Annotated in this window: 17 protein-coding genes; 11 read left to right on the plus strand and 6 right to left on the minus strand. The window is 68.0% G+C overall.

Features of this window, described 5'->3' with window-relative positions; translation table 11 throughout:
* The first annotated feature begins 89 nt into the window (after positions 1 to 89).
* Together hrcA and DTQ71_RS00860 are read left to right on the plus strand one after the other, a co-directional pair.
* On the plus strand, positions 90 to 1,160 hold the full coding sequence (gene hrcA / locus DTQ71_RS00855) for a heat-inducible transcriptional repressor HrcA (RefSeq protein ID WP_109562408.1): 1,071 nt from the start codon (positions 90 to 92) through the stop codon (positions 1,158 to 1,160).
* Positions 1,161 to 1,162: 2 nt separating this feature from the next.
* Positions 1,163 to 1,741: a nucleotide exchange factor GrpE gene (locus tag DTQ71_RS00860; protein WP_109562409.1), complete on the plus strand. Its 579-nt coding sequence runs from the start codon at positions 1,163 to 1,165 to the stop codon at positions 1,739 to 1,741.
* 58 nt (positions 1,742 to 1,799) lie between these two features.
* Here the strand turns inward: DTQ71_RS00860 and mutS are convergent, their stop codons facing one another.
* A complete protein-coding gene (gene mutS / locus DTQ71_RS00865) occupies positions 1,800 to 4,412 on the minus strand; it encodes a DNA mismatch repair protein MutS (protein ID WP_109562410.1) in 2,613 nt (870 codons plus the stop codon).
* A 357-nt stretch (positions 4,413 to 4,769) separates the two neighbouring features.
* On the opposite strand from mutS, the gene DTQ71_RS00870 reads away from it, so the two are divergent.
* Entirely contained in the window at positions 4,770 to 7,031 is a 2,262-nt protein-coding gene (locus DTQ71_RS00870; RefSeq protein WP_109562411.1) for an NADP-dependent malic enzyme, read from the plus strand.
* Between the two features lie 86 nt (positions 7,032 to 7,117).
* A complete protein-coding gene (locus DTQ71_RS00875) occupies positions 7,118 to 8,161 on the plus strand; it encodes an extracellular catalytic domain type 1 short-chain-length polyhydroxyalkanoate depolymerase (protein WP_109562412.1) in 1,044 nt (347 codons plus the stop codon).
* Between the two features lie 38 nt (positions 8,162 to 8,199).
* On the opposite strand, the gene dnaJ is transcribed toward DTQ71_RS00875, so the two are convergent.
* Both dnaJ and dnaK read right to left on the minus strand, forming a co-directional pair.
* Positions 8,200 to 9,360 (minus strand): molecular chaperone DnaJ, encoded by a 1,161-nt coding sequence (gene dnaJ / locus DTQ71_RS00880; RefSeq protein ID WP_109562413.1) that lies wholly within the window; start codon positions 9,358 to 9,360, stop codon positions 8,200 to 8,202.
* Positions 9,361 to 9,428: 68 nt separating this feature from the next.
* The gene (gene dnaK, locus DTQ71_RS00885; RefSeq protein WP_109562414.1) at positions 9,429 to 11,348 is read right to left on the minus strand and encodes a molecular chaperone DnaK; all 1,920 of its coding nucleotides are present in this window, start codon (positions 11,346 to 11,348) and stop codon (positions 9,429 to 9,431) included.
* Between the two features lie 169 nt (positions 11,349 to 11,517).
* On the opposite strand from dnaK, the gene DTQ71_RS00890 reads away from it, so the two are divergent.
* A complete protein-coding gene (locus tag DTQ71_RS00890) occupies positions 11,518 to 12,114 on the plus strand; it encodes an alpha-ketoglutarate-dependent dioxygenase AlkB family protein (RefSeq protein ID WP_109563095.1) in 597 nt (198 codons plus the stop codon).
* A gap of 53 nt (positions 12,115 to 12,167) precedes the next feature.
* Here the strand turns inward: DTQ71_RS00890 and DTQ71_RS00895 are convergent, their stop codons facing one another.
* Together DTQ71_RS00895 and DTQ71_RS00900 are read right to left on the minus strand one after the other, a co-directional pair.
* Positions 12,168 to 12,767 (minus strand): peptide-binding protein, encoded by a 600-nt coding sequence (locus tag DTQ71_RS00895; protein WP_109562415.1) that lies wholly within the window; start codon positions 12,765 to 12,767, stop codon positions 12,168 to 12,170.
* 211 nt (positions 12,768 to 12,978) lie between these two features.
* On the minus strand, positions 12,979 to 13,824 hold the full coding sequence (locus tag DTQ71_RS00900) for an ABC transporter permease (RefSeq protein ID WP_245947139.1): 846 nt from the start codon (positions 13,822 to 13,824) through the stop codon (positions 12,979 to 12,981).
* Between the two features lie 115 nt (positions 13,825 to 13,939).
* Between DTQ71_RS00900 and cysQ the strand changes: the two genes are divergently transcribed.
* From cysQ to DTQ71_RS00930, 6 genes are all read left to right on the plus strand, one after another.
* Entirely contained in the window at positions 13,940 to 14,722 is a 783-nt protein-coding gene (gene cysQ, locus DTQ71_RS00905) for a 3'(2'),5'-bisphosphate nucleotidase CysQ (protein WP_407066387.1), read from the plus strand.
* 86 nt (positions 14,723 to 14,808) lie between these two features.
* Positions 14,809 to 15,699 (plus strand): UTP--glucose-1-phosphate uridylyltransferase GalU, encoded by an 891-nt coding sequence (galU, locus tag DTQ71_RS00910; protein ID WP_109562417.1) that lies wholly within the window; start codon positions 14,809 to 14,811, stop codon positions 15,697 to 15,699.
* A 98-nt stretch (positions 15,700 to 15,797) separates the two neighbouring features.
* Positions 15,798 to 16,823 (plus strand): glycosyltransferase family 2 protein, encoded by a 1,026-nt coding sequence (locus tag DTQ71_RS00915; protein WP_342768085.1) that lies wholly within the window; start codon positions 15,798 to 15,800, stop codon positions 16,821 to 16,823.
* 210 nt (positions 16,824 to 17,033) lie between these two features.
* Positions 17,034 to 18,056 (plus strand): glycosyltransferase family 2 protein, encoded by a 1,023-nt coding sequence (locus tag DTQ71_RS00920; protein ID WP_109562418.1) that lies wholly within the window; start codon positions 17,034 to 17,036, stop codon positions 18,054 to 18,056.
* Positions 18,053 to 19,735, plus strand: a complete 1,683-nt coding sequence (locus DTQ71_RS00925) for a DUF5927 domain-containing protein (RefSeq protein WP_109562419.1) — start codon at positions 18,053 to 18,055, stop codon at positions 19,733 to 19,735. The genes DTQ71_RS00920 and DTQ71_RS00925 overlap by 4 nt, the downstream gene beginning before the upstream one ends.
* Entirely contained in the window at positions 19,725 to 21,116 is a 1,392-nt protein-coding gene (locus tag DTQ71_RS00930) for a nodulation protein NodH (RefSeq protein ID WP_109562420.1), read from the plus strand. Before DTQ71_RS00925 ends, DTQ71_RS00930 begins: the two co-directional genes overlap by 11 nt.
* Positions 21,117 to 21,120: 4 nt before the next feature.
* Here DTQ71_RS00930 and DTQ71_RS00935 read toward each other — a convergent pair whose 3' ends face one another.
* Positions 21,121 to 21,585, minus strand: a complete 465-nt coding sequence (locus tag DTQ71_RS00935) for a PTS sugar transporter subunit IIA (protein WP_109562421.1) — start codon at positions 21,583 to 21,585, stop codon at positions 21,121 to 21,123.
* Between the last annotated feature and the right edge of the window lie 2 nt (positions 21,586 to 21,587).

Here is a 21,587-nt window from a genome sequence, read left to right on the forward strand (position 1 = left end):
CCTGCGCGCAAGGGCGCGATTGACCCGGGCGGCGGAGATGAATACATCCCAGTCGCCCCATGGAAAAAGGGCCCCCATAGAAAAGGCCGATGACCGACAACGCCCAGATCCTGTCCGAGATGAATGACCGCTCCCGCGAGGTGTTCCGCCGCGTGGTCGAGGGGTATCTCGGCACGGGCGATCCCGTCGGCTCCCGAACGTTGACGCGGACCATGTCCGAGAAGGTCTCGGCCGCGACCATCCGCAACGTGATGCAGGACCTGGAGTTTCTGGGCCTGATCCAGGCACCCCATGTCTCCGCCGGCCGGATCCCGACCCAGGCGGGCCTGCGCATGTTCGTCGACGGCCTGCTGGAGGCCAAGCTCGGGGACGAGGATCGCGACCGGATCGAGGCGACGGTGGACGCCACCGAATCCGACGTTGCCGCCATGCTCGACCGGGTCGGCAGCGCGCTCTCGGGCATCACGCAGGGCGCGTCGCTGGTGCTCGCGCCCAAGCACGAGGCGCCGGTCAAGCATATCGAATTCGTCTCGCTCGCCGCCGATCGGGCCCTGGTGGTGCTGGTCCATGCCGATGGTCATGTCGAGAACCGCGTCTTCGTTCCGCCCCCGGGCCAGACCCCGTCCTCGATGCGCGAGGCGGCCAATTTCCTCAATTCGCTGGTCCAGGGCCGCACCCTATCGGACATCCGTGCGTTGATGGGCGCCGAGATCGAGGCCCACCGCGCCGAACTGGACGGCCTCGCCGCCGATCTGATCGACAAGGGCCTCGCCGCCTGGGAAACCGATGGCGACCGGGGGGATCGCCTGATCGTTCGCGGCCGCGCCAATCTGCTGGCCGAGGGGGCCGACCCCGAGGATCTGGAGCGCATCCGAACCCTGTTCGACGACCTGGAGCGCAAGCGTGACATAACCGAGTTCCTGCAACTGACCGAGGAAGGCGAAGGCGTCCGCATCTTCATCGGCTCCGAGAACAAGCTTTTCTCGCTATCGGGTTCCTCTCTGGTGGTTTCCCCATATATGAACGCGGACCGACGAATCGTCGGCGCGGTGGGCGTCATCGGCCCCACCCGACTGAATTACGGACGCATCGTCCCGATCGTGGACTACACGGCACAATTGGTCGGGCGAATGTTGTCCGGCCCGAATACGAGAGGCTGAGCATGGCTGACCCGAAGGAGACCCCGTTCCTCGACGACCCCGAGGAGATGGAGGAGTTCGATCTGGACGCCGCACTGGAAGAAGAGGGTGAAAGCGGCCCTCCGCAGCGCGCCTCGGAGCGTGCGAGCGCCCAGCTGGAGGCCGTCACGGCCGAGCGCGACGAGTTGCGCGACCGGCTCATGCGTTCGCTTGCCGAGGCCGAGAACGTCCGCAAGCGTGCGGCGCGCGACCGCGCCGAGGCCGAGCAGTATGGCGGCTCCAAGCTGGCCCGCGACATGCTGCCGATCTACGACAACCTCTCGCGCGCGCTGGACGCGGCGGGAGAGAACAGCGCCATCAGCGAAGGCATCGAGCTGACAATGAAGGAGCTGGTCGGCGTGTTTGCCAAGCACGGCATCACATTGGTCGCGCCGCAACAGGGCGACAAGTTCGACCCCCAGGTCCATCAGGCCATGTTCGAGGCACCTGTCCCCGGCACCAAGGCCGGCGAGATCATTCAGATCGCCGCCGTGGGCTTCATGCTGCATGACCGGCTGCTGCGCCCCGCGCAGGTCGGCGTGTCCTCGACCCCGGCCAGCTGAGGGGAAGGCGGGGAAATCCCCGCCCTATACCCTCTCCGGTCGGACCGTAGGGCGGGGGTCACCCCGCCTTCCCTGCCATCTGCTTGAGCTCATAGACCAGGTCCAGCGCCTCCCGCGGGCTGAGCGTATCCGGCAGAACTTCCGACAGCCGTGCTTCCACCGCGCTGGCCTTCACGGGCACAGGCGCTGGCGGCGGGGCTGCCCGGAATAGCGGCAGGTCGTCGATCATCGCCTTGGCTTTGCCGCCGCCCTCGCGCTCTCCTTCTTCCAGTGCCGTCAGCACCTCTCTCGCGCGCGCGACGACCGCTTCCGGCAGGCCCGCCAGCTTCGCCACCTGGACCCCATAGGACCGGTCCGCCGCCCCTGCCCGCACCTCGTGCAGGAAGATCACGTCGCCTTCCCACTCGCGCACGGCGACGGTCGCGTTCTCGACCCCGTCCAGCTTGGACGCGAGCGCCGTCATCTCGTGGTAATGCGTGGCAAACAGCGCCCGGCAGCGGTTCACGTCGTGCAGATGCTCCAGCGTGGCCCAGGCGATGCTGAGCCCGTCATAGGTCGCCGTGCCGCGCCCGATCTCGTCCAGGATCACCAGCGCCCGGTCGTCGGCTTGGTTCAGGATCGCTGCGGTCTCGACCATTTCGACCATGAAGGTCGAGCGCCCTCGCGCGAGATCGTCCGACGCCCCGACCCGGCTGAACAACTGGCTGACGACGCCGAGATGCGCCGCGTCCGCGGGCACGAAGCTCCCCATCTGGGCCAGGACGGCGATCAACGCGTTCTGGCGCAGCCAGGTCGACTTGCCCGCCATGTTCGGCCCGGTCAGCAGCCGGATCGCGGCGCCATCGCTGGCGCTCAGCGCGGTGTCGTTCGCTACGAAGGGCGTGCCGTCCCGCTTCAGGGCGCGCTCCACCACCGGATGCCGCCCCGCCGTGACCTCGAAGGCACGGGAGCTGTCGATCACCGGGCGGCACCAGCCTTCTCCCCGCGCCAGATCGGCCAGCGCCGCGGCCACGTCCAGCTCCGCCAGCGCGCGCGCGGCGGCGAACAAGCCGTCCGCCTGCTCCAGAACGGCGGCGCGAAGCGAAGCGAAGATGCGTGCCTCGATCTCCTGCGCGAGGCCGCCCGCGTTGAGGATCTTGGTCTCCAACTCCGACAGTTCCACGGTCGTGAAGCGCACCTGATTGGCCGTGGTCTGGCGATGGATGAAGCGGTCGTCGGCGCGCATCTTCGCGGCATGGACCGCCGTCGTTTCGATGAAGTAGCCCAGCACGTTGTTGTGCTTGACCTTCAGCGAGCCGATCCCGGTGGCCTCGACATATTGTCCTTGGAGCGCGGCGATGACGCCGCGGCCCTCGTCGCGCAGGCGCCGCGCCTCGTCCAATTCCGCGTCGAAGCCCGCCGCCACGACGCCCCCGTCCCGGAGCAGCATCGGCGGCTCCGCCACCAAGGCGCGGTCCAGCAGGTCGTGGAGCGGTTCCAACCCCACGAGGTCTGCGATATCAAGGGGCAGATCCGTGTCGTGGAGCGCGGCGTGAAGCGCCTCCGCGCCCTCCAACGCGCCCCGGATCGCCGCCAGATCCCGCGGCCCGCCCCGGTCCAGCGACAGCCGTGACAGCGCCCGGTCCAGGTCGGGCACCCGGCGGAGAAGGTCGCGGGCGCGGCCTGCCTCTCCGTCCCGTTCGACGCACCAGGCCACCGCGTCCAGACGCCCCCGGATCACCTCGACCACCGCCGAGGGCGCCGAGACGCGCCGTTCCAGCAGCCGCGCGCCGCCCGCCGTCACGGTCCGGTCGATGGCCCAAAGCAGCGAGCCATCCCGGCCGCCCGCCGCGCCGCGCACCAGTTCCAGGTTGCGCCGGGTGGCCGCGTCGATGGCCATCAGCTCCGACGCCGCCTCCCGCCGGGGCGGGCGCAGCAGCGGCAGCCGCCCGCGTTGGGTCAGTTCGACATATTCGACCAGCGCCCCCATCGCGCCCAGCTCCGCCCGGTCGAAGGCGCCGAACCCGGCCAGGGTGTCGACCTCGAACAGCCGCGTCAGCCGCGTCTCCGCCGAGCCGCTGTCGAAGGCGCTCGCGCCGAGCGGCGTCGCCGCCGCCCCCAACTCCTCGACCACGGCCGCCGCGTCCGAGCCCTCGGCCAGCACCACCTCTCGCGCGCCCAGCCGCGCGAGGTCCGGACCCAGCCGCACACGCGGGCAGGGCGCGACGTGAAACGCCCCCGTGGAGATATCCGCCCAGGCCAGCGCCCCCTGCCCCCGCACCTCGGCAAAGGCCGCCAGCCAGTTATTCGCCCGCGCCTCCAGCAGCGTGTCCTCGGTCAGCGTCCCCGGCGTGACCAGCCGCACGATCCCGCGCTTCACGACCGATTTGGAGCCCCGCTTCTTCGCCTCTTCCGGGCGTTCTAGCTGTTCGCAGACGGCGACACGGAATCCCTTTCGGATCAGCGTCATAAGATAGTTTTCGGCGGAATGGACCGGCACCCCGCACATGGCGATATCCTCGCCCAGATGCTTGCCCCGTTTGGTCAGCGCGATGTCCAGAGCCGCCGCCGCCGCGACGGCGTCGTCGAAGAACAGTTCGTAGAAATCGCCCATCCGGTAGAACAGCAGGGCATCCGGCGCCTCTGCTTTGATCTCCAGATATTGCGCCATCATCGGCGTGACAGACGTCATTCGGCCCCCCGGCGGAAAACTCGGGGAGACTACTCACCGGGACGGGGAGCCGAAAGTCGAAAGCCGTCAGACCGCGTCTCTCCCGAACCGGGCCGCCCTCGGGCGCGACAGAGGCGAGGGATTCAGAGACCGAAAGAATGCGCCCGTCCCTTTCGATCTCCTGCGCGACCGTCCTCCAAGGCCCGTATGCCTTGCCGAATTGTGGGGAAAGTCGGGAGCGCGCTGCAACTTCTCGCGCGATATGCGGCGCTTGCGTCAGGGTCCGTCGGGCCGGCTTGACCCCCGGCCCTCTCGCGGACCCTACCCGTGGCCGAAACGCTCCGCTACACCATCCCGACGACCACGGGGGGAGACGACATGGCCGGACGCAGCAAGATCACCGATTCGGAGGCGCTCGCCTACCACCTGGAACCGAATCCGGGGAAGATCGAGATCACCGCCTCGACCGCGATGGCGACGCAGCGCGACCTGTCGCTCGCCTATTCCCCGGGTGTCGCCGTCCCCTGCGAGCGCATCGCCGAGGATCCGAGCCTCGCCTATGACTACACGACCAAGGGCAACCTAGTCGCCGTGATCTCCAACGGCACCGCCGTTCTGGGTCTGGGCAATCTCGGCGCGCTGGCCTCCAAGCCGGTGATGGAGGGCAAGGCGGTGCTCTTCAAACGTTTCGCCGACGTCAACTCCATCGACCTGGAGCTCGACACCGAGGACGTCGACGCCTTCGTCTCGGCGGTGAAGCTGATGGGCCCCTCGTTCGGCGGCATCAACCTGGAGGACATCAAGGCCCCCGAATGCTTCATGATCGAGAGCCGTCTGAAGGAAGAGATGGACATCCCCGTCTTCCATGACGACCAGCACGGCACGGCGGTCATCTGCGCGGCGGGACTGATCAACGCGCTGTATCTGTCGGGCAAGAAGATCGAGGAGTGCAAGATCGTCCTCAACGGCGCAGGCGCGGCCGGGATCGCCTGTATCGAGCTGCTGAAATCGATGGGCGCGCGGCACGAGAACTGCATCACCTGCGACACCAAGGGCGTGATCTATCAGGGCCGCACCGAAGGCATGAACCAGTGGAAGTCGGCCCATGCGGTCAACACCGACCTGCGCACCCTGGAGGAGGCGATGGTCGGCGCCGACGTCTTTCTCGGTGTCTCGGCCAAGGGCGCCGTTACCCAGGCCATGGTCGAGAGCATGGCCGAGAACCCGATCCTCTTCGCCATGGCGAACCCCGACCCGGAGATCACCCCGGAGGACGCCCACGAGATCCGTCCCGACGCCATCGTCGCCACCGGCCGGTCGGATTATCCCAACCAGGTCAACAACGTGTTGGGTTTCCCCTATCTCTTCCGCGGCGCGCTCGACATCCATGCGCGCGCCATCAATGACGAGATGAAGATCGCCTGCGCCGAGGCGCTCGCCGCGCTCGCCCGCGAGGACGTGCCCGACGAGGTCGCCATGGCCTATGGGCGCAAGCTCACCTTCGGGCGCGACTACATCATTCCGACGCCCTTCGACCCGCGCCTGATCCACGTGATCCCGCCCGCCGTGGCGCGCGCGGGCATGGATACCGGCGTCGCGCGGCGGCCCATCGTCGACATGGAGCGCTATACCCACGATCTCCGCGCGCGGATGGATCCGACCGCGTCGATCCTGCAAGGGCTCAGCGCCCGCTCGCGTCAGGCCCAGGCCCGGATGATCTTCGCCGAGGGCGACGACCCCCGCGTGCTGCGCGCCGCCGTCGCCTATCAGCGCGGCGGGTTCGGCAAGGCGCTGGTGGTCGGCCGGCCCGACGACGTGAAGGCCAAGCTGGAGGCGGCGGGTCTCGCTGATGCGGTGCGCGAGCTGGAGGTGGTGAACGCGGCGAACACGCGCCATCTCGATAGCTACAAGAGCTTCCTCTACGAGCGGCTGCAACGGCAGGGCTACGACGCTCAGGACATTCACCGCCTCGCCACCCGCGACCGGCATGTCTTTGCCGCGCTGATGCTGGCCCACGATCACGGAGACGGGTTGGTCACGGGGGCGACGCGCAAATCCGCCCATGCCATCCGTCTGCTCGATCACGTCTTCGACATCCTCAAGAACCCCGAGGCGGTCGGCATCACCGCCGTGCTGCATCGGGGCAAGATCGTGCTGATGGGCGATACGCTGGTCCATGAATGGCCCGACGAGGAGGACCTCGCCACCATCGCCGAGGCCGGCGCGCGCGTCGCCCGCGCGCTGGGCATGGAGCCGCGCGTGGCCTTCGTCAGCTTTTCGACCTTCGGCTATCCCGTCTCGGAACGGGCCGAGAAGATGCATCACGCGCCTGCCGTGCTGGAAGCGCGCGGCGCGGATTTCGAATATGAGGGCGAGATGACCGTGGATGTTGCCCTAAACATGGAGGTCGCGGCAAATTATCCGTTCTCGCGTCTCACCGGCCCCGCCAACGTGCTGGTCGTGCCTGCCCGCCATTCCGCTTCCATCTCGGTCAAGCTCATGCAGGAGATGGCCGGCGCGACCGTGATCGGGCCGATCCTGACCGGCATCGACAAGCCGGTGCAGATCGCGTCCACCGGATCGACGGCCAGCGACATCCTGAACATGGCGCTGTTGGCGGCCTGCCGGGTCGGGGGCTGAATGCTGCATCTGCACTTGCTTTTTCTGCGGTGCAGCATAGCCTCGCGCAAGCACGCGCTTCCGCGCGGTCCCTGCAAGGAGGCCCCATGGCCGACATGACCGAGATCCTTCGCCTCGTCCGGGACGGCCGCCTGGGGGCCGCGACCGACGAGATCCAGCGGACCCTCCGCGACCGCGCGGCCGGCCGCACGCCTGAGCCGCCGATGAAGGACGTGACCCCGATACCGACGGCGCTGCCCGGCGCCGTTGCTGCCCCTCCGAACCGGGGCAAGCGCGTGCGTCCCCGCAAGGCGGCATGGCACGCGGCGGGGGCGGAAGGTCGGCCGGTCACCGCGCCGGCCCTGCCCTCGGGCGCTGAATGGCTCTCGCAGCAAGGCGCCCTGCCCTATCGTCTTTTCGTTCCGTCCGCGCCGGCGGCGGAGGCGCCGGTGATCGTGATGCTCCACGGCTGCACCCAAACGCCCGAGGATTTCGCGGCCGGAACGGCGATTTGCGCGGCAGCCGACGCCATCGGCGCCCATGTCATCTTCCCCGAGCAGACGCGCCGGACCAACGCCAATCTCTGCTGGTCCTGGTTCGAACCCGCGCATCAAGGCCGCTCTGGCGAGGCGCAAGCCATCGTCGCGATCACGGAGTCCGTCCGCGCGGGTCTTGGCGCGCCCCGGCCTGTCCATGTCGCGGGCCTCTCGGCGGGCGGTGCGATGGCGGCGATCCTGGGCGCGCGCTACCCGGAGGTCGTGCGCTCCGTCGCGATCCATTCGGGTCTGCCGGTCGGCGCGGCGCGCGACTTGGCCTCCGCTTTCGCGGCAATGAAAGCGGGCGGCCCGTCGGAGGGACCGCTGCCGGTGCCCGCCATCGTCTTCCACGGAATGGCGGATCGGACGGTCGCCCCGGCGAACGGGGCCGCGTTCCTGGCCGATCATTTGGGGCAGGCGGACATCTCGGCGACCGAGCGTGGCGGCCGTCGCGCCACCATCTCGGCCGTCGCGGCGCCGGTCCGGATGGAATTGTGGGAGATCGAAGGGTTGGGCCACGCCTGGTCCGGTGGCGACCCGCGTGGCAGCTATGCCGATCCGGTCGGACCGGACGCCACCGCCGAGATGATGCGCTTTTTCGCGCAGACGCGCTGAAACGAAAGAGGGGCGCCGTTGAGCGCCCCTCCTCTCGGTCACTGGGTCATATCGTCCCAGAACCCTTTGACCTTGCGGAAGAATGTGTCGCCCTTCGGGTTGTTGTCCTCGCCGAGCTTCTCGAACTCGCGCAGCAGTTCCTTTTGCCGCTGGCTGAGGTTGACCGGCGTTTCGACGGCCAGTTCGATGAACATGTCGCCCGTGACGCCGCCGCGCAGCGCGGGCATGCCCTTGCCGCGTAGCCGCATCTGCCGCCCGGTCTGGGAGCCCTGGGGCACCTTCACCCGGCTCCGGCCGCCATCGATCGTCGGCACCTCGACCTCGCCGCCCAGAGCCGCGGCGGTCATCGCCACCGGCACCTGGCAGTAAAGGTTCACCCCGTCGCGCTGGAAGATCGGGTGATCCTCCACCTCGATGAAGATGTAGAGGTCGCCGGTCGGTCCGCCGCGCAACCCGGCTTCGCCCTCGCCCGAGAGGCGGATGCGGGTACCGGTCTCGACGCCCGCGGGCACGTTGACCGAAAGCTGCCGCTCCTTCTCGACGCGGCCGCCGCCACCGCAGGCGGAGCAGGGATTCTTGATGATCTGGCCCGCGCCCGAACAGGTCGGGCAGGTGCGCTCCACGGTGAAGAACCCCTGCTGCGCCCGCACCTTGCCCATTCCGGCACAGGTGGGACAGGTGGCGGGCTCGCTGGCCCCCTCGGTCCCTTTGCCGTCACACTTGGAGCATTTGACCGCGGTCGGCACGGTGATCGTCTTCTGATCGCCTGTGAAGGCCTCTTCCAGGGTGATGCGCATGTTGTAGCGCAAGTCCGAGCCGCGGGCCGCGCGGGTGCGACTGCCACGGGCGCCGCCCGGCTGGCCGCCCATGAAGTCGCCGAACAGATCCTCGAACACGTCCGAGAAGGCCGAGGCGAAATCGCCCTGCCCCTGCGGCCCGGCGCCCGGACGACGCGGTCCGCCTCCCATGCCGCCTTCGAAGGCGGCATGGCCGAAGCGGTCGTAGGCGGCCTTCTTCTCCGCGTCCTTCAGGACGTCATAGGCCTCGTTCGCCTCCTTGAACTGCGCTTCGGCGTTCGGGTTGTCGGAGTTGCGGTCGGGGTGAAGCTCCTTCGCCTTTTTGCGATAGGCCTTCTTGATCTCGTCGGCGCTGGCGCCCCGCGCGACGCCGAGCGTCTCGTAGTAATCACGTTTCGCCATGGTTCTCTCCAACGAAAAGGCCGGCCCGGGTCACGGGCCGGCCTCGTTGTTCCATGGGCCCGAGGATGTCAGGCCCGCTTCTTGTCGTCGTCCAGGTCCTCGAAATCGGCATCGAGGATCTCGTCGTCATCGCCCCGCGACGGGCCGTCGGAGGGGTCGCCCCCGTCCTCGCCACCCTCGGACTGGGCCTGCGCCTTGTAGATCGCCTCGCCCAGCTTCATCGCGGCTTCGGAGACGTTCTGGATGCCCGACTTGATCTTGCCGGCATCGTCGCCTTCCATGACCTCTTCCAGCGCGCTGACGGCCAGCTCGATCGCCTCGACGGTGGAGGGGTCGACCTTGTCGCCATGCTCTTCCAGCGATTTCTTGGTGGAGTGCACAAGGCTTTCGGCCTGGTTCTTGGCTTCGACCAGCTCGCGGCGGCCCTTGTCGGCCTCGGCATTGGCCTCGGCGTCCTTGACCATCTTCTCGATCTCGTCCTCCGACAGACCGCCCGAGGCCTGGATCGTGATCTGTTGCTCCTTGCCGGTCGCCTTGTCCTTGGCGCCGACCGACACGATGCCGTTGGCGTCGATGTCGAAGGTCACCTCGATCTGCGGCATGCCGCGCGGCGCGGGCGGGATCTCTTCCAGGTTGAACTGGCCGAGCATCTTGTTGTCGGCCGCCATCTCGCGCTCACCTTGGAAAACGCGGATCGTCACCGCGTTCTGGTTGTCCTCGGCGGTCGAGAAGACCTGGGACTTCTTCGTCGGGATCGTCGTGTTGCGGTCGATCAGGCGGGTGAACACGCCGCCCAGCGTCTCGATGCCGAGCGACAGCGGCGTCACGTCGAGCAGGACCACGTCCTTGACGTCGCCTTGCAGCACGCCCGCCTGGATCGCGGCGCCCATGGCGACGACCTCGTCGGGGTTCACGCCCTTATGCGGCTCCTTGCCGAAGAACTTGGTCACCTCCTCGATGACCTTCGGCATGCGGGTCATGCCGCCGACCAGGACGACTTCGTCGATCTCGGTGGTCGAGAGGCCGGCATCCTTCAGCGCGTCCTTGCACGGCTTGATCGACTGCTTGATCAGGTCGGCGACGAGGCTTTCCAGCTTGGCGCGGGTCAGCTTCATGACGAGGTGCAGCGGCTGGCCGTTGGCGCCCATCGAGATGAAGGGCTGGTTGATCTCGGTCTGCTGGCTGGAGGACAGCTCGATCTTGGCCTTCTCCGCCGCTTCCTTCAGGCGCTGGAGCGCCATCTTGTCCTGAGTCAGGTCGGTGCCGTGCTCTTTCTTGAACTCGTCGGCGAGGTAGTTGACGATCCGCATGTCGAAGTCTTCGCCGCCCAGGAACGTGTCCCCGTTGGTCGACTTCACTTCGAACAGGCCGTCATCGATCTCGAGGATGGACACGTCGAAGGTGCCGCCGCCGAGGTCGTAGACCGCGATCGTCTTGGAGCTTTCCTTGTCGAGCCCATAGGCCAGCGCGGCGGCCGTCGGCTCGTTGATGATGCGCAGCACTTCCAGGCCCGCGATCTTGCCCGCGTCCTTGGTGGCCTGACGCTGCGCGTCGTTGAAATAGGCGGGGACCGTGATGACGGCCTGCGTGACCTCTTCGCCCAGATACTTCTCGGCGGTGTCCTTCATCTTCTGGAGGATCAGCGCGGAGACCTGAGAGGGGGAATATTTCTCGCCGCGAATCTCGACCCAGGCATCGCCGTCCTTGGAGACGACCTTGTAGGGGAGGTTCTTCTTGTCCTTGGCGAGATGCTCGTCCTCGAAGCGGCGGCCGATCAGGCGCTTGACGCCGAAGACGGTGTTCTCGGGGTTGGTGACGGCCTGGCGCTTGGCGGGCTGGCCGACCAGCTTTTCGTCTTCAGTGTAGCCGACGATCGAGGGCGTGGTCCGCGCCCCTTCGGCGTTTTCGATCACCCGCGGCGTCGAGCCGTCCATGATCGCGACGCAGGAGTTTGTGGTCCCGAGGTCGATGCCGATGACTTTAGCCATTTCGTGTTCCTCTCTAGGCGATTTGCTCGGCCGGAGCCCGTATCGGCACCCCGGTCCTCATCCCATGAATGCGAAGGGGTGGCGCCCCGTCTCGCGGTTCGGGGGGTATATAGGAGGGGGGTTTTGACCTCGCAAGGACGTGATGGGGATGAAATCTGCGGAGGTTTCGATGCGAGAGATCAGAGGATTTCGCTTGTTCGACGGCTTTCTGCCGTCAGACAGCCAAGCCCGGATGGTGGACGAGGTCCGGGAGGTGGTGCGGGCGGCGCCGCTCTTTCAGCCGGTGACGCGGCGGGGTCAGGCGCTTTCGGTGCGAATGACCTCCGCGGGGCGGCTGGGCTGGGTGACGGATCGGCGCGGCTATCGTTATGAGGCGGCGCATCCCTCGGGCGCGTCCTGGCCGCCGATCCCGCCCTCGGTTCTGGACGTCTGGAAGGCGGTCGCGCCCGAAGCGCGCGCCCCCGACAGCTGCCTCGTGAACTGGTATGCGCCGCAGGCCCGCATGGGCCTGCATCAGGACCGGGACGAAGCCGATTTCAGCCAGCCGGTGGTGTCGATCTCGCTGGGCGACGATGCGCTGTTCCGCATCGGCAACCGGGAACGGGGCGGCCGGACCGAAAGCGTCTGGCTCCGCTCCGGCGATGTGGTGGTGATGGGGGGCGAGGCGCGGCTGACCTTCCACGGGGTCGACCGGATCGCGCCGGGCAGCTCGACGCTGCTGGAGGCGCCGGGGCGGATCAACCTGACGCTCCGGGTGGCGGGCTAGACACGGCCGGCCCGTGGCGGCCCCCTGGGGTCCCTATTGTCGGTTGGTCGGGTCTACCGTCCGAGGCTGCAACAGCCCGAAAGCACGCCATCGGTGCCCAGGGCGTCGAAGGTCAGCCCATATTCCCGGTCCGACATGAAGTCCGAGCAGGTCTCCCAGGAGATCACGCCGTCGATCCAGCGCCCCTCCGGCAGGGCGATGCGTAGGCCGTGCCGGTCGCGCCGGTTGGCCGACGCCATCCGCGCGATCACCTGACCCTGGATCGACGTGTCGGGCGTGGAGAAGGTCGCGGCGCGGTCGTCGATGTCGATGGACCAGAACGGCTCCGTCCCGAAGCACTGCTGGACCGGGGGATAGGCGCCGGTCCACTGCCCCGGCTGCCTTTGCAGGAAGGCGAGCGAGACCCAGCCGGTGCCCTCGGCGGTGTTCACCAGACCCCAGGTCAGCGCCTCGTTCGGGCGGATCACCTCGATGTCGACGGCATCCGGGGCGACGGTGCCCACGATCTCCGACGCGGCGGTGGGCGCGGCACGGATGTTGAGCACGTCATCGGCGCTGACGCCGGCGACGTCGAACAGGGCGGGCCAGGCATCCTGCGTGGCGGTCGCGGGGGCAGCCAGAAGGATCAGGATTGCGGCAAGCAGGGAACGCATGGGGGCCTCCGGGGCTGTGACGCGGAAAGGATAGCAGATCGCGGGCCCGGCGTCGCCTCGTCCGGTGGTCCGCCTGCCTCATCCTCGCCCGAGATTCTGGGGGAGGGTGGTCCGGATCGCCCGGCGTCGCGCCTGGTCGCGGCAACGCGGGGCAGGGGGCCATCGCGCCTTCCGCCGAGGGAGGGCACAGCCGGGTCCCTCCGGCCTGTCCTCAGCGTCCCGCCGACCAGGAGATCGAGGCGTGGCGCTTGGTATAGAACTCCCCCATCAGGCCGATCAGGACCAGGATCAGGCTGACGATCACCGGATAGACCCAGCCCGTGTAATGGGGCGTGTAGTTGACGAAGGTATAGCCCCGCGCCTGGTCGATCGCGTGGAAGAGCGGGTTCCAGGTGAAATAGGGCAGGAAGGTCGAGGGCAGGGTGTTGGCCACGAACATCTTGCCGGAGAAGACCATGTTGGCCCGGGAATAGACCGTGTTGGCGATCTGCACGAAGTTCGGGAACCAGGGCTTGAGCGCCAGCAGGACCAGCCCCACCCCCACGCCCGAAAACCAGGCGAGCAGGAACATCGCGAAGGCTCCCACCGGGTCCGAGATCACGACCGGATTCCAGAGGACATGGACCGCGAAGAGGACGACGGCCAAGGACAGGGTCTGGAGGTAGAGCGCCGAGAGCGCGGCGGCGAGGATGGCCACGGCGGTGTTCATCGGCGCGTGCTTCATCATCGGCGAGGCCGGACCCTCGGACTGCACGACCGCGCCCGACGCCTTCACATGGGTCAGGAACAGAAAGATTCCCGACATGAGGTAGAGCAGGAAATCCCCCCGGATGGAGGCGCCGCGCAGTCCCAGCAGCGTGAAGAGCAGAAAGAACGCGCCCAGAAACACGACCGTTTGCAGGACGTTCATGCCGAGCGCGACCAGCGCGTTGCCATGCCCGCGCCGGGCCTGACGCACGGTGGCGTGGAATACCAGCTCGGCCAGGGTGAACGCCCCCGCCAGCCTGCCTTCGCCTCGCTCGACCCCGAACACCTGCCGCCGCCGCTCCTTTGTCATGTTGCTCCGACACCGGGATGCCAGCATAAGATGCCCGTCCCTGCGGGTCAGCCCCGTGGCGGGCCAGTCTGGACGGCGTGATTTAACGGAAGGTGTAGCCTTGGATTTTGACCGAATGATGGTGATCCTGCGCAGCCTGGCCCTGGAGGCCGGAGACGCGATCATGGAAATCTACAACTCTGAGGACTTCGATGTGCGCGCCAAGTCCGATGACAGCCCGGTCACGGCCGCGGACGAGGCGGCCGATAAGCTGATTTCCGCCGGTCTGCGCGCTGCCTTCCCCGACGCCGCCCTGGTGACCGAGGAGCAGTCGGCCACCCATGACTTGTCCGTCAGCGACTTCTTTATCGTCGACCCGCTCGACGGCACCAAAGAGTTCGTCCAGCGCCGCGGCGACTTCACCGTGAACATCGCCTGGGTCGAGGCCGGGGTGCCGGTGCGCGGCGTCGTCTATGCCCCGGCCAAGGGGCGCCTGTTCATGACCCGCGCCGACGGCCAGTCCGTCGAGGAGATCGGGCCCTTCGACAAGGAAACCCCGGGCGAGGCGAAGGAAATCCACGTCTCCACCCCCGACGAGACGGCCCTTCTGGTGGTCGCCTCCAAGTCGCACCGGGACGCGGCCACCGACGCCTATATCGGCAAGTATTCCGTCGCGGACATGCGCTCCGCCGGATCGTCGCTGAAATTCTGCCTGGTGGCCACGGGGGAGGCGGACCTCTATCCGCGGCTCGGACGCACGATGGAATGGGACACGGCGGCCGGGCATGCAGTGCTGTCGGGCGCGGGCGGGCATGTCGTGCGCTTCGACGATCACAGCCCGCTGGCCTATGGCAAGGACGGCTTCGCCAACCCGTTCTTCATCGCCCATGCGCCGGGCGTGACCCTTCTGCCCGGCTGAGCCCGGTCCCCCATGACCTCGCCGTACGGTTATGGTATCGACCGATGGACGGCGCCCTGCATCCGTTTCGAACGAAGGACGTTTCTATGCCCAAACCCGTGACCAAGGCCATCTTCCCCGTGGCGGGCCTCGGAACCCGATTCCTGCCCGCGACAAAATCGGTGCCCAAGGAGATCATGACCCTGGTCGATCGTCCGCTGATCCAATACGCGATCGACGAAGCCCGCGCCGCCGGCATCGAGGAATTCATCTTCGTGACCGCGCGCGGCAAGTCCGCGCTGGAAGATTATTTTGACCACTCCCCGGAGCTGGAGCGCGCGCTGGAGGAGAAGGGCAAGGACGACCTGCTGGCGGCGCTGCGCAACACCTACATGGAAAGCGGCCAGATCGCTTATATCCGGCAACACAAGGCCATGGGCCTGGGCGACGCGGTGCGCTGCGGCCGTCGGCTGATCGGAGACGAGCCCTTCGCCGTGATCCTGCCCGACGACGTGATCGCCGCCGAAGAGCCCTGCCTCAAACAGATGGTCGAGGCCCATGCGGAGACCGGCGGCAGCCTCGTCGCCGCGATGGAAGTGCCGACCGAGAAGACCTCCGCCTACGGAATTCTCGACACCGACGGGGCCGAGGGGGCCTGTGTCCGGGTGCGCGGCATGGTCGAGAAGCCCAAGGAGAACCCGCCCTCCAATCTCGCCGTCATCGGCCGCTATATCCTGTCGCCCGCCGTCATGGACCATCTGGACGAAACCCAGAAAGGCACAGGGGGAGAGATCCAGCTGACCGACGCCATCGCTCGCGAGATCGAGCTGGGCGCGCCGGTGCATGGCTTCCGCTTCAAGGGGCAGCGCTACGATTGCGGCTCCAAGGCCGGGTTCCTTCAGGCGACGGTGGCCTTCGGGCTGGACCGGCCCGATCTGCGCGACGAGCTGCGGGAGTTCCTCGCCGATATCGTCGCGGTGCAGGCGGCGGCGCAGTAGGGCGCGATGTTTCACGGCCTCCGCCTGGGGCAAGGTCGCGTCATGAGTATTTGCGAACCCGTGATGGGAGGGGGGCGGCGCGTTAACCTTAACGAAAGGTGACGTCGCCGGGGGACGCCCTCTGGACGGCCTACAAGCTGCGCTGGCGGCGGCGGCGTTTGCTGTTTCGGTCGATGCGCAAGGCGGGGCGGCTGCGGCCGGTTTCGGACCGGACGGCGCGGATCGGGCGGGGCGATCTGCTGGTCTTCGCGACGATGCGGAACGAAGGGTTGCGACTGCCTTACTGGCTTGAGCATCACCGCGGCCTCGGCGCCGACCATTTCCTGATCGTCGACAATGACAGCGAGGACGGCACGGCGGAGATGCTGGCCGAGCAGCCGGACGTGTCGCTCTGGTCCACGCGCGATGGCTACAAATCCTCGCGCTTCGGTGTGGACTGGCTGACGGTGCTGATGCGCAGGCACGGGCACGGCCATTGGTGCCTGACCCTGGATGCCGACGAGTTGGCCATCTATGCCCATCACGACAGCCGCGACCTGCACGCGCTTACCGGATGGCTGGATCACGTGGGCCGCCGCTCCATGGGGTTCCTGATGCTGGATCTCTATCCGCAGGGGCCGCTCGGCGCGGCGCGCTACAGGCCGGGGGACGACCCGACCGACACGCTCCCCTGGTTCGACGCGGGCAACTACGTCGCCACCCGGCAGCCCAAGCTTCAGAACCTCTGGGTACAGGGGGGCGTGCGGTCGCGGGTCTTTTTCGGCGGCGAGCCCCGGCGCGGGCCGACCCTCTCCAAGGTGCCTCTGATCCGGTGGCATCGGGACTATGCCTATGTCTCGTCGACCCATACGGTGCTGCCCCGCCGCCTCAACCATGTTTATGAGCGCGATGGCGGCGAGGCGCCGACCGGCGTGCTGCTCCACACCAAGTTCCTCCCCAACGTCCTCGCCAAGTCCGAGGAAGAGAAGGCCCGGCGCCAGCATTTCGAGAACTCCGACCTCTATCAGGGCTATTACGACGCGCTGATCGGGGATCCGGTTCTGTGGTGCGAGCGCTCGACCCGGTATCACGACTGGCGGCAATTGGAGGCGCTCGGGCTGATGTCGCGGGGCGGGTGGGAGTGATCGGCGCCGCCTCCCGGGCGTGCCGTGTTTGGAGGCGTCGGGATTTGAGTATTTGGGGCTAGAAGAAGGAGGACCGTCTGCGCCGGCAGATGCACGGTTCGGCAAGGGTTTGGTGCGACAAAGCCGAAAACTCGCCACGATTGTCGTCTAGCCGGGGCGGGTAGGAGTGAGTCCATGGGTGTCAGACGGAATCGCGGGCGGGGCTGAGGCATGGGGATCGTCTCCGCCTATCGGATGCGGCTGCGGCGCAAGCTGTGGCTGACGCGCGCGCGGCTGAAGGCCGGGCAGCTGTCCCCCGTGGCGAACCGGACGGGCGCGATCCGGGGCGGAGACCTGCTGGCCTTCACCACCCTGCGCGATGAGCGGCTGCGCCTGCCCTATTTCCTCGACTATTATCGCCGCCTCGGCATCGATCATTTCCTGATGGTCGATAATGGCAGCACCGACGGCACGACCGATTATCTGGCGGCGCAGCCCGACGTGTCGCTGTGGCGGACCGAGCACAGCTATCGCGGCTCGGCCTATGGCGTCGACTGGCTCAACGGTCTGGCGCGGCGCCATGGCGCGCGGCATTGGTGCCTGACGGTCGATGTGGACGAGTTCCTGGTCTATCCGTTCTGCGACACGCGGCCGTTGCGGGCGCTGACCGATTGGCTGGACGCATCGCAACTGCGGGTCTTCGGGGCGATGCTTCTGGATATGTATCCCAAGGGACCGCTCGCCGCGCAGCCTTATGCCGAGGGCCAAGATCCGTTCGAAATCGCCCAGTGGTTCGATGCCGGAAACTACGTGGCAGAGAAGAACCCGCTCTATGACAATCTCTGGATCCAGGGCGGCGTGCGGGCGCGGGAATTCTTCGCCGACCGGCCGCGGCGGGCGCCTGCGCTCAACAAGACGCCCCTGGTGAAATGGGCGCGGGGTTATGCCTATGTCTCGTCCACCCATGCGCTGCTGCCGCGTGGCCTCAACCGGACCTATGAGGAGGCGGGGGGCGAGAAGGCGTCGGGCGTGCTGCTCCATGCGAAGTTTCTCGATACGTTCGGCGCGCGCGCGGAGGAGGAGGCGGCGCGCGGCGAGCATTACCGCGCGGCCGAGGAATACCGTGCCTATGCCGGGGTCTTGGGCGACGGGCTGGACGAGGGCCGCGATCTGTGGTGCCGCTGGTCGGAGCGTTACGTCAACTGGCGGCAGCTCGAGATCCTCGGGCTGATCTCCAAGGGGAACTGGGCATGAGCCTCGGCGTCGTCCTGTTGGTCCATACGGCCTTCGACCGGGCCGCACAGGTCGCGCGCCACTGGGCGGATGCGGGCTGCGGCGTCGTGATCCATGTCGATGCCAAGGTGCCGCGCGCCGCGTTTCGGGCGTTCCGCGACCGCTTCGCCGGGGAGGAGCGGGTCCGCTTCTGCAAGCGGGTGCGGGTCGAGTGGGGGACGTGGTCGCTGGTCGCCGCCACCCAGATCGCGAGCGCTCGCCTGCTGGAGGCGTTTCCCGACGCGACCCATGTCTATCTCGCCTCTGGCGCCTGCCTCCCGCTTCGTCCCGTGGCGGAGTTGGAGAGCTATCTGGCCGACCGGCCCGGCACCGACTTCATCGAGAGCGTCGCCGTGGCCGAGGCCGATTGGGCCATCGACGGGTTGGAGGCGGAGCGGTTCACGCTGCGATTCCCGTTTTCCTGGCGCAAGCGGCGCAAGCTGTTCGATGCCTGGACCGAGGCGCAGCGCAAGCTGGGTCTGACCCGCCGTCTGCCCGACGGGCTGGCGCCGCATCTCGGCAGCCAATGGTGGTGCCTGACCCGCGAGACGCTGCAGGCCATCCTGGAGGCGCCGGACCGGCGGGTGATGGATGCCTATTTCGCCAGTGTCTGGATCCCGGACGAGAGCTACTTCCAGTCCCTCGCGCGGCGCCATTCGGCTCGGATCGAAAGCCGGTCGCTGACGCTGGCCAAGTTCGACCTGCAGGGTAAGCCGCATATCTTCTACGACGACCACCGGCCTTTGCTGGAACGTTCCGACTGTTTCGTCGCCCGTAAGATCTGGCCGGGGGCCGAGGCGCTCTATGCGACGTTCCTCGATCCCGACCGCCCGGCGGCGCGCTTGGCGGAGCCCGATCCCGGCAAGATCGACCGCGTCTTTTCGCGCGCGAACCAGCGGCGGGCGAATGGGCGCGCGGGACTTCTGAACCAGGGGCGGTTCCCGAAGAAGGGACGCGAGGGCAAGCTGACCGCCGCGCCCTATGCGGTGTTCTGCGGGCTGGACGCCCTCTACCCCGAGTGGGAGCCGTGGCTGGCGCGCCGTCTGGGCGGGCGGGTCCATGGCCATCTCTTCCACCCCGATGGGGCGGAGTTCGCCGGGCGGGAGGCCGTGACCCAGGGCTGTCTCTCGGCCGATCCGGCGCTGCGCGATTACCGGCCGGAGCAATTCCTGGGCAATCTGATCTGGAACACACGCGGGGAGCGGCAGGCCTGGCAATTCGGCCCCGCCGACACGCAGGCGGTGGCGCCCTTCCTGCTGCGCGACCGAAACGCGACCTTCACAGTGGTCTCCGGGGCCTGGGCCGTGCCGCTGCTGCAATCGGAGCGCCCTTTCGACGAGATCCGCGCCGAGATCGCGCGGCTGCAACGGGTGGAGGCCGCCTTCCTCCGCCTGCTCGATGGACCCGAGGTCGCGGCGCGGGTGCATCGCTGGACCCTGGCGGAGTTCGCGGCTGGTCCGGCGGACAGGCTGGATCCAGTCCTGGCCGAGATCGCAGGACGCGAGGAGGCCCGCCCGCTGCCCGAGATTCGGGACCTGTCGGATATTCCGGCGCTGTTGCAGCGGCTGCGGGATGCGGGTGTCAAGCCGACCGTGATGGGTGATTTCGGCGTGGCCCCCAGCCCGGCGCCGCGGGTCGGAGGGCCGGGCCTTGCCGGGTGAGCGGCGCTTCGACGCCTTCGTCCTCTTCGCCGAGATGCGGACCGGGTCCAATCACCTTGAGGCCTCGCTGAACGCGCTTTCGGACGTGACCGGCTATGGCGAGCTCTTCAACCCCGTCTTCATCGGCGCCCATAACCGGGAGGCTCTGTTCGGGATCGACCTCGCCGCCCGGGATGCCGACCCGATGGCGCTGTTGGCGGCCATACGGCGTGAGACGCCGGGCCTGCCCGGCTTCCGCTATTTCCACGACCACGATCCCCGGGTGCTGGAGCCGGTTCTGACCGATCCGCGCATCGCCAAGGTGATCCTCACGCGCAACCCGCTGGACGCCTATGTCAGCCTCGCCATCGCGCGGGAGACGGGGCAATGGCGGCTGACCAATCCCAAGATGGCCAAGGCCGCCAAGGTGCGCTTCGACGGGGCCGCGTTCGATCGGCTGATCGCGCGCCATGCCGCGTTCCGCGACCGGGTGACGGGGGCGTTGCAGCGCAGCGGACAGACGGCATTCTGGATCGATTACGAGCAGATCGGCGATCTGGAGGTGCTCAACGGGCTGGCCGCCTTTCTGGGCAGCGCGGATCGGCTGGGCGAGCTGCCGGGCAAGCTCAAGCGTCAGAACCCCGGCACGGTGGAGGAAAAGGTCGAGAACCCCGAAGAGATGCGCGCGCATTTGGGGCGACTCGATCCGTTCCTCGCCCGCCGCCCCGCGTCCCCCGATCCCGCATCCCCGCCCGAGCTGTCGCGCCTGACGGCTGCCGCCGAGAGCCCGTTGATCCATGTCGCTCTGCCCGGCGGCCCCGGTGCCGCGGTCGCCGATTGGTTGACCGCGCTCGACGGCGCGCCGGCCCAGACGGACCTGACCCCGCGGGAGTTTCGCCGCTGGCTGCGCGGGGCCAAGGGGCTGAGCAGTTTCTGCGTGTTGCGCCACCCGCTCGACCGGGCCCACGCGGCTTGGCGGCAGGTCTTGGCGGCCAAGGGGCGGGAGGCGAACACCGTGCGGCGCGTGCTGGCCAACCAGCACGGGGTCGCGCTGCCCGAGGCCGAGGACGATCCGGAGGGGTTCGCGGGCTTCCTGCGGGCGCTGGCCGCAGTGCGTGGCGGGCAATCCGCGCTATCGGTCGCGCCCGATTGGGATGGGCAGGCCGAGCTTCTGGCGGGGATGACGCCGGTGCTGATCCCCATGCGTCTGCTGCGCGAGCGGGAGGCGCAAGCGGCGCTGGATGCGATGGCCCAGGCGGCCGGTCGCATGCCCCAGCCCTTTGCCGCCCTGCGCCGCGAGGCGCTCGCGGCGATCTACCGGCCCGAGCATGACGATCTGGCGGTCGCGGCCTATCGGCGCGACTACCGGCAGTTCGGGTTCCGGCGATGGAAGAACGACTGAGGGATCAGGCGGCCTGGGACGCCTGCGCTTCGGTCAGCACGGTATAGAGAAGCGACGGGTCGGTATTGGCCCGCAGCTTGGCGCAGAGCCCCGGGTCGCGCAGCGTCCGAGACACCAGCGCCAACGCCTTGAGATGCGTCACCCCGGCTCCGACCGGCGCGAACAGTCCGAAGACCAGGTCCACGGGCTTGCGGTCCATGGCGTCGAAATCGAGCGGCTGCTCCAGCCGCAGAAAGACGCCATGGACATGGGAGAGATCTTCGAGCCGGGCGTGGGGCAGGGCGATGCCGTCGCCCACACCCGTCGGGCCCAGGGCTTCCCGGTCCTGGAGGGCGGTCAAGGCATCGGCCTGGGGCAGACCGTGCACGTCATGGGCGATTTCGGCCAAATCGCAGAACAAGCGCTTCTTGCTGCTGACCTTGGGCAACACTCTTACGGCCCCCGGCACCAGGATCTCACTCAGCTGCATTT

Source organism: Jannaschia seohaensis (assembly GCF_900116765.1).
GTDB classification, from domain to species: Bacteria; Pseudomonadota; Alphaproteobacteria; order Rhodobacterales; family Rhodobacteraceae; genus Jannaschia; species Jannaschia seohaensis.

Excerpts from the sequence above, each read along its gene's own strand:
- galU (WP_109562417.1), top strand. The coding sequence starts at position 14,809 with ATGCCCAAACCCGTGACCAAGGCCATCTTCCCCGTGGCGGGCCTCGGA.
- cysQ (WP_407066387.1), top strand. The coding sequence starts at position 13,940 with ATGATGGTGATCCTGCGCAGCCTGGCCCTGGAGGCCGGAGACGCGATC.
- DTQ71_RS00860 (WP_109562409.1), top strand. The coding sequence starts at position 1,163 with ATGGCTGACCCGAAGGAGACCCCGTTCCTCGACGACCCCGAGGAGATG.
- hrcA (WP_109562408.1), top strand. The coding sequence starts at position 90 with ATGACCGACAACGCCCAGATCCTGTCCGAGATGAATGACCGCTCCCGC.
- dnaJ (WP_109562413.1), bottom strand. The coding sequence starts at position 9,360 with ATGGCGAAACGTGATTACTACGAGACGCTCGGCGTCGCGCGGGGCGCC.
- DTQ71_RS00870 (WP_109562411.1), top strand. The coding sequence starts at position 4,770 with ATGGCCGGACGCAGCAAGATCACCGATTCGGAGGCGCTCGCCTACCAC.
- DTQ71_RS00920 (WP_109562418.1), top strand. The coding sequence starts at position 17,034 with ATGGGGATCGTCTCCGCCTATCGGATGCGGCTGCGGCGCAAGCTGTGG.
- DTQ71_RS00925 (WP_109562419.1), top strand. The coding sequence starts at position 18,053 with ATGAGCCTCGGCGTCGTCCTGTTGGTCCATACGGCCTTCGACCGGGCC.
- DTQ71_RS00900 (WP_245947139.1), bottom strand. The coding sequence starts at position 13,824 with ATGACAAAGGAGCGGCGGCGGCAGGTGTTCGGGGTCGAGCGAGGCGAA.
- dnaK (WP_109562414.1), bottom strand. The coding sequence starts at position 11,348 with ATGGCTAAAGTCATCGGCATCGACCTCGGGACCACAAACTCCTGCGTC.
- mutS (WP_109562410.1), bottom strand. The coding sequence starts at position 4,412 with ATGACGTCTGTCACGCCGATGATGGCGCAATATCTGGAGATCAAAGCA.
- DTQ71_RS00935 (WP_109562421.1), bottom strand. The coding sequence starts at position 21,585 with ATGCAGCTGAGTGAGATCCTGGTGCCGGGGGCCGTAAGAGTGTTGCCC.
- DTQ71_RS00890 (WP_109563095.1), top strand. The coding sequence starts at position 11,518 with ATGCGAGAGATCAGAGGATTTCGCTTGTTCGACGGCTTTCTGCCGTCA.
- DTQ71_RS00895 (WP_109562415.1), bottom strand. The coding sequence starts at position 12,767 with ATGCGTTCCCTGCTTGCCGCAATCCTGATCCTTCTGGCTGCCCCCGCG.
- DTQ71_RS00875 (WP_109562412.1), top strand. The coding sequence starts at position 7,118 with ATGGCCGACATGACCGAGATCCTTCGCCTCGTCCGGGACGGCCGCCTG.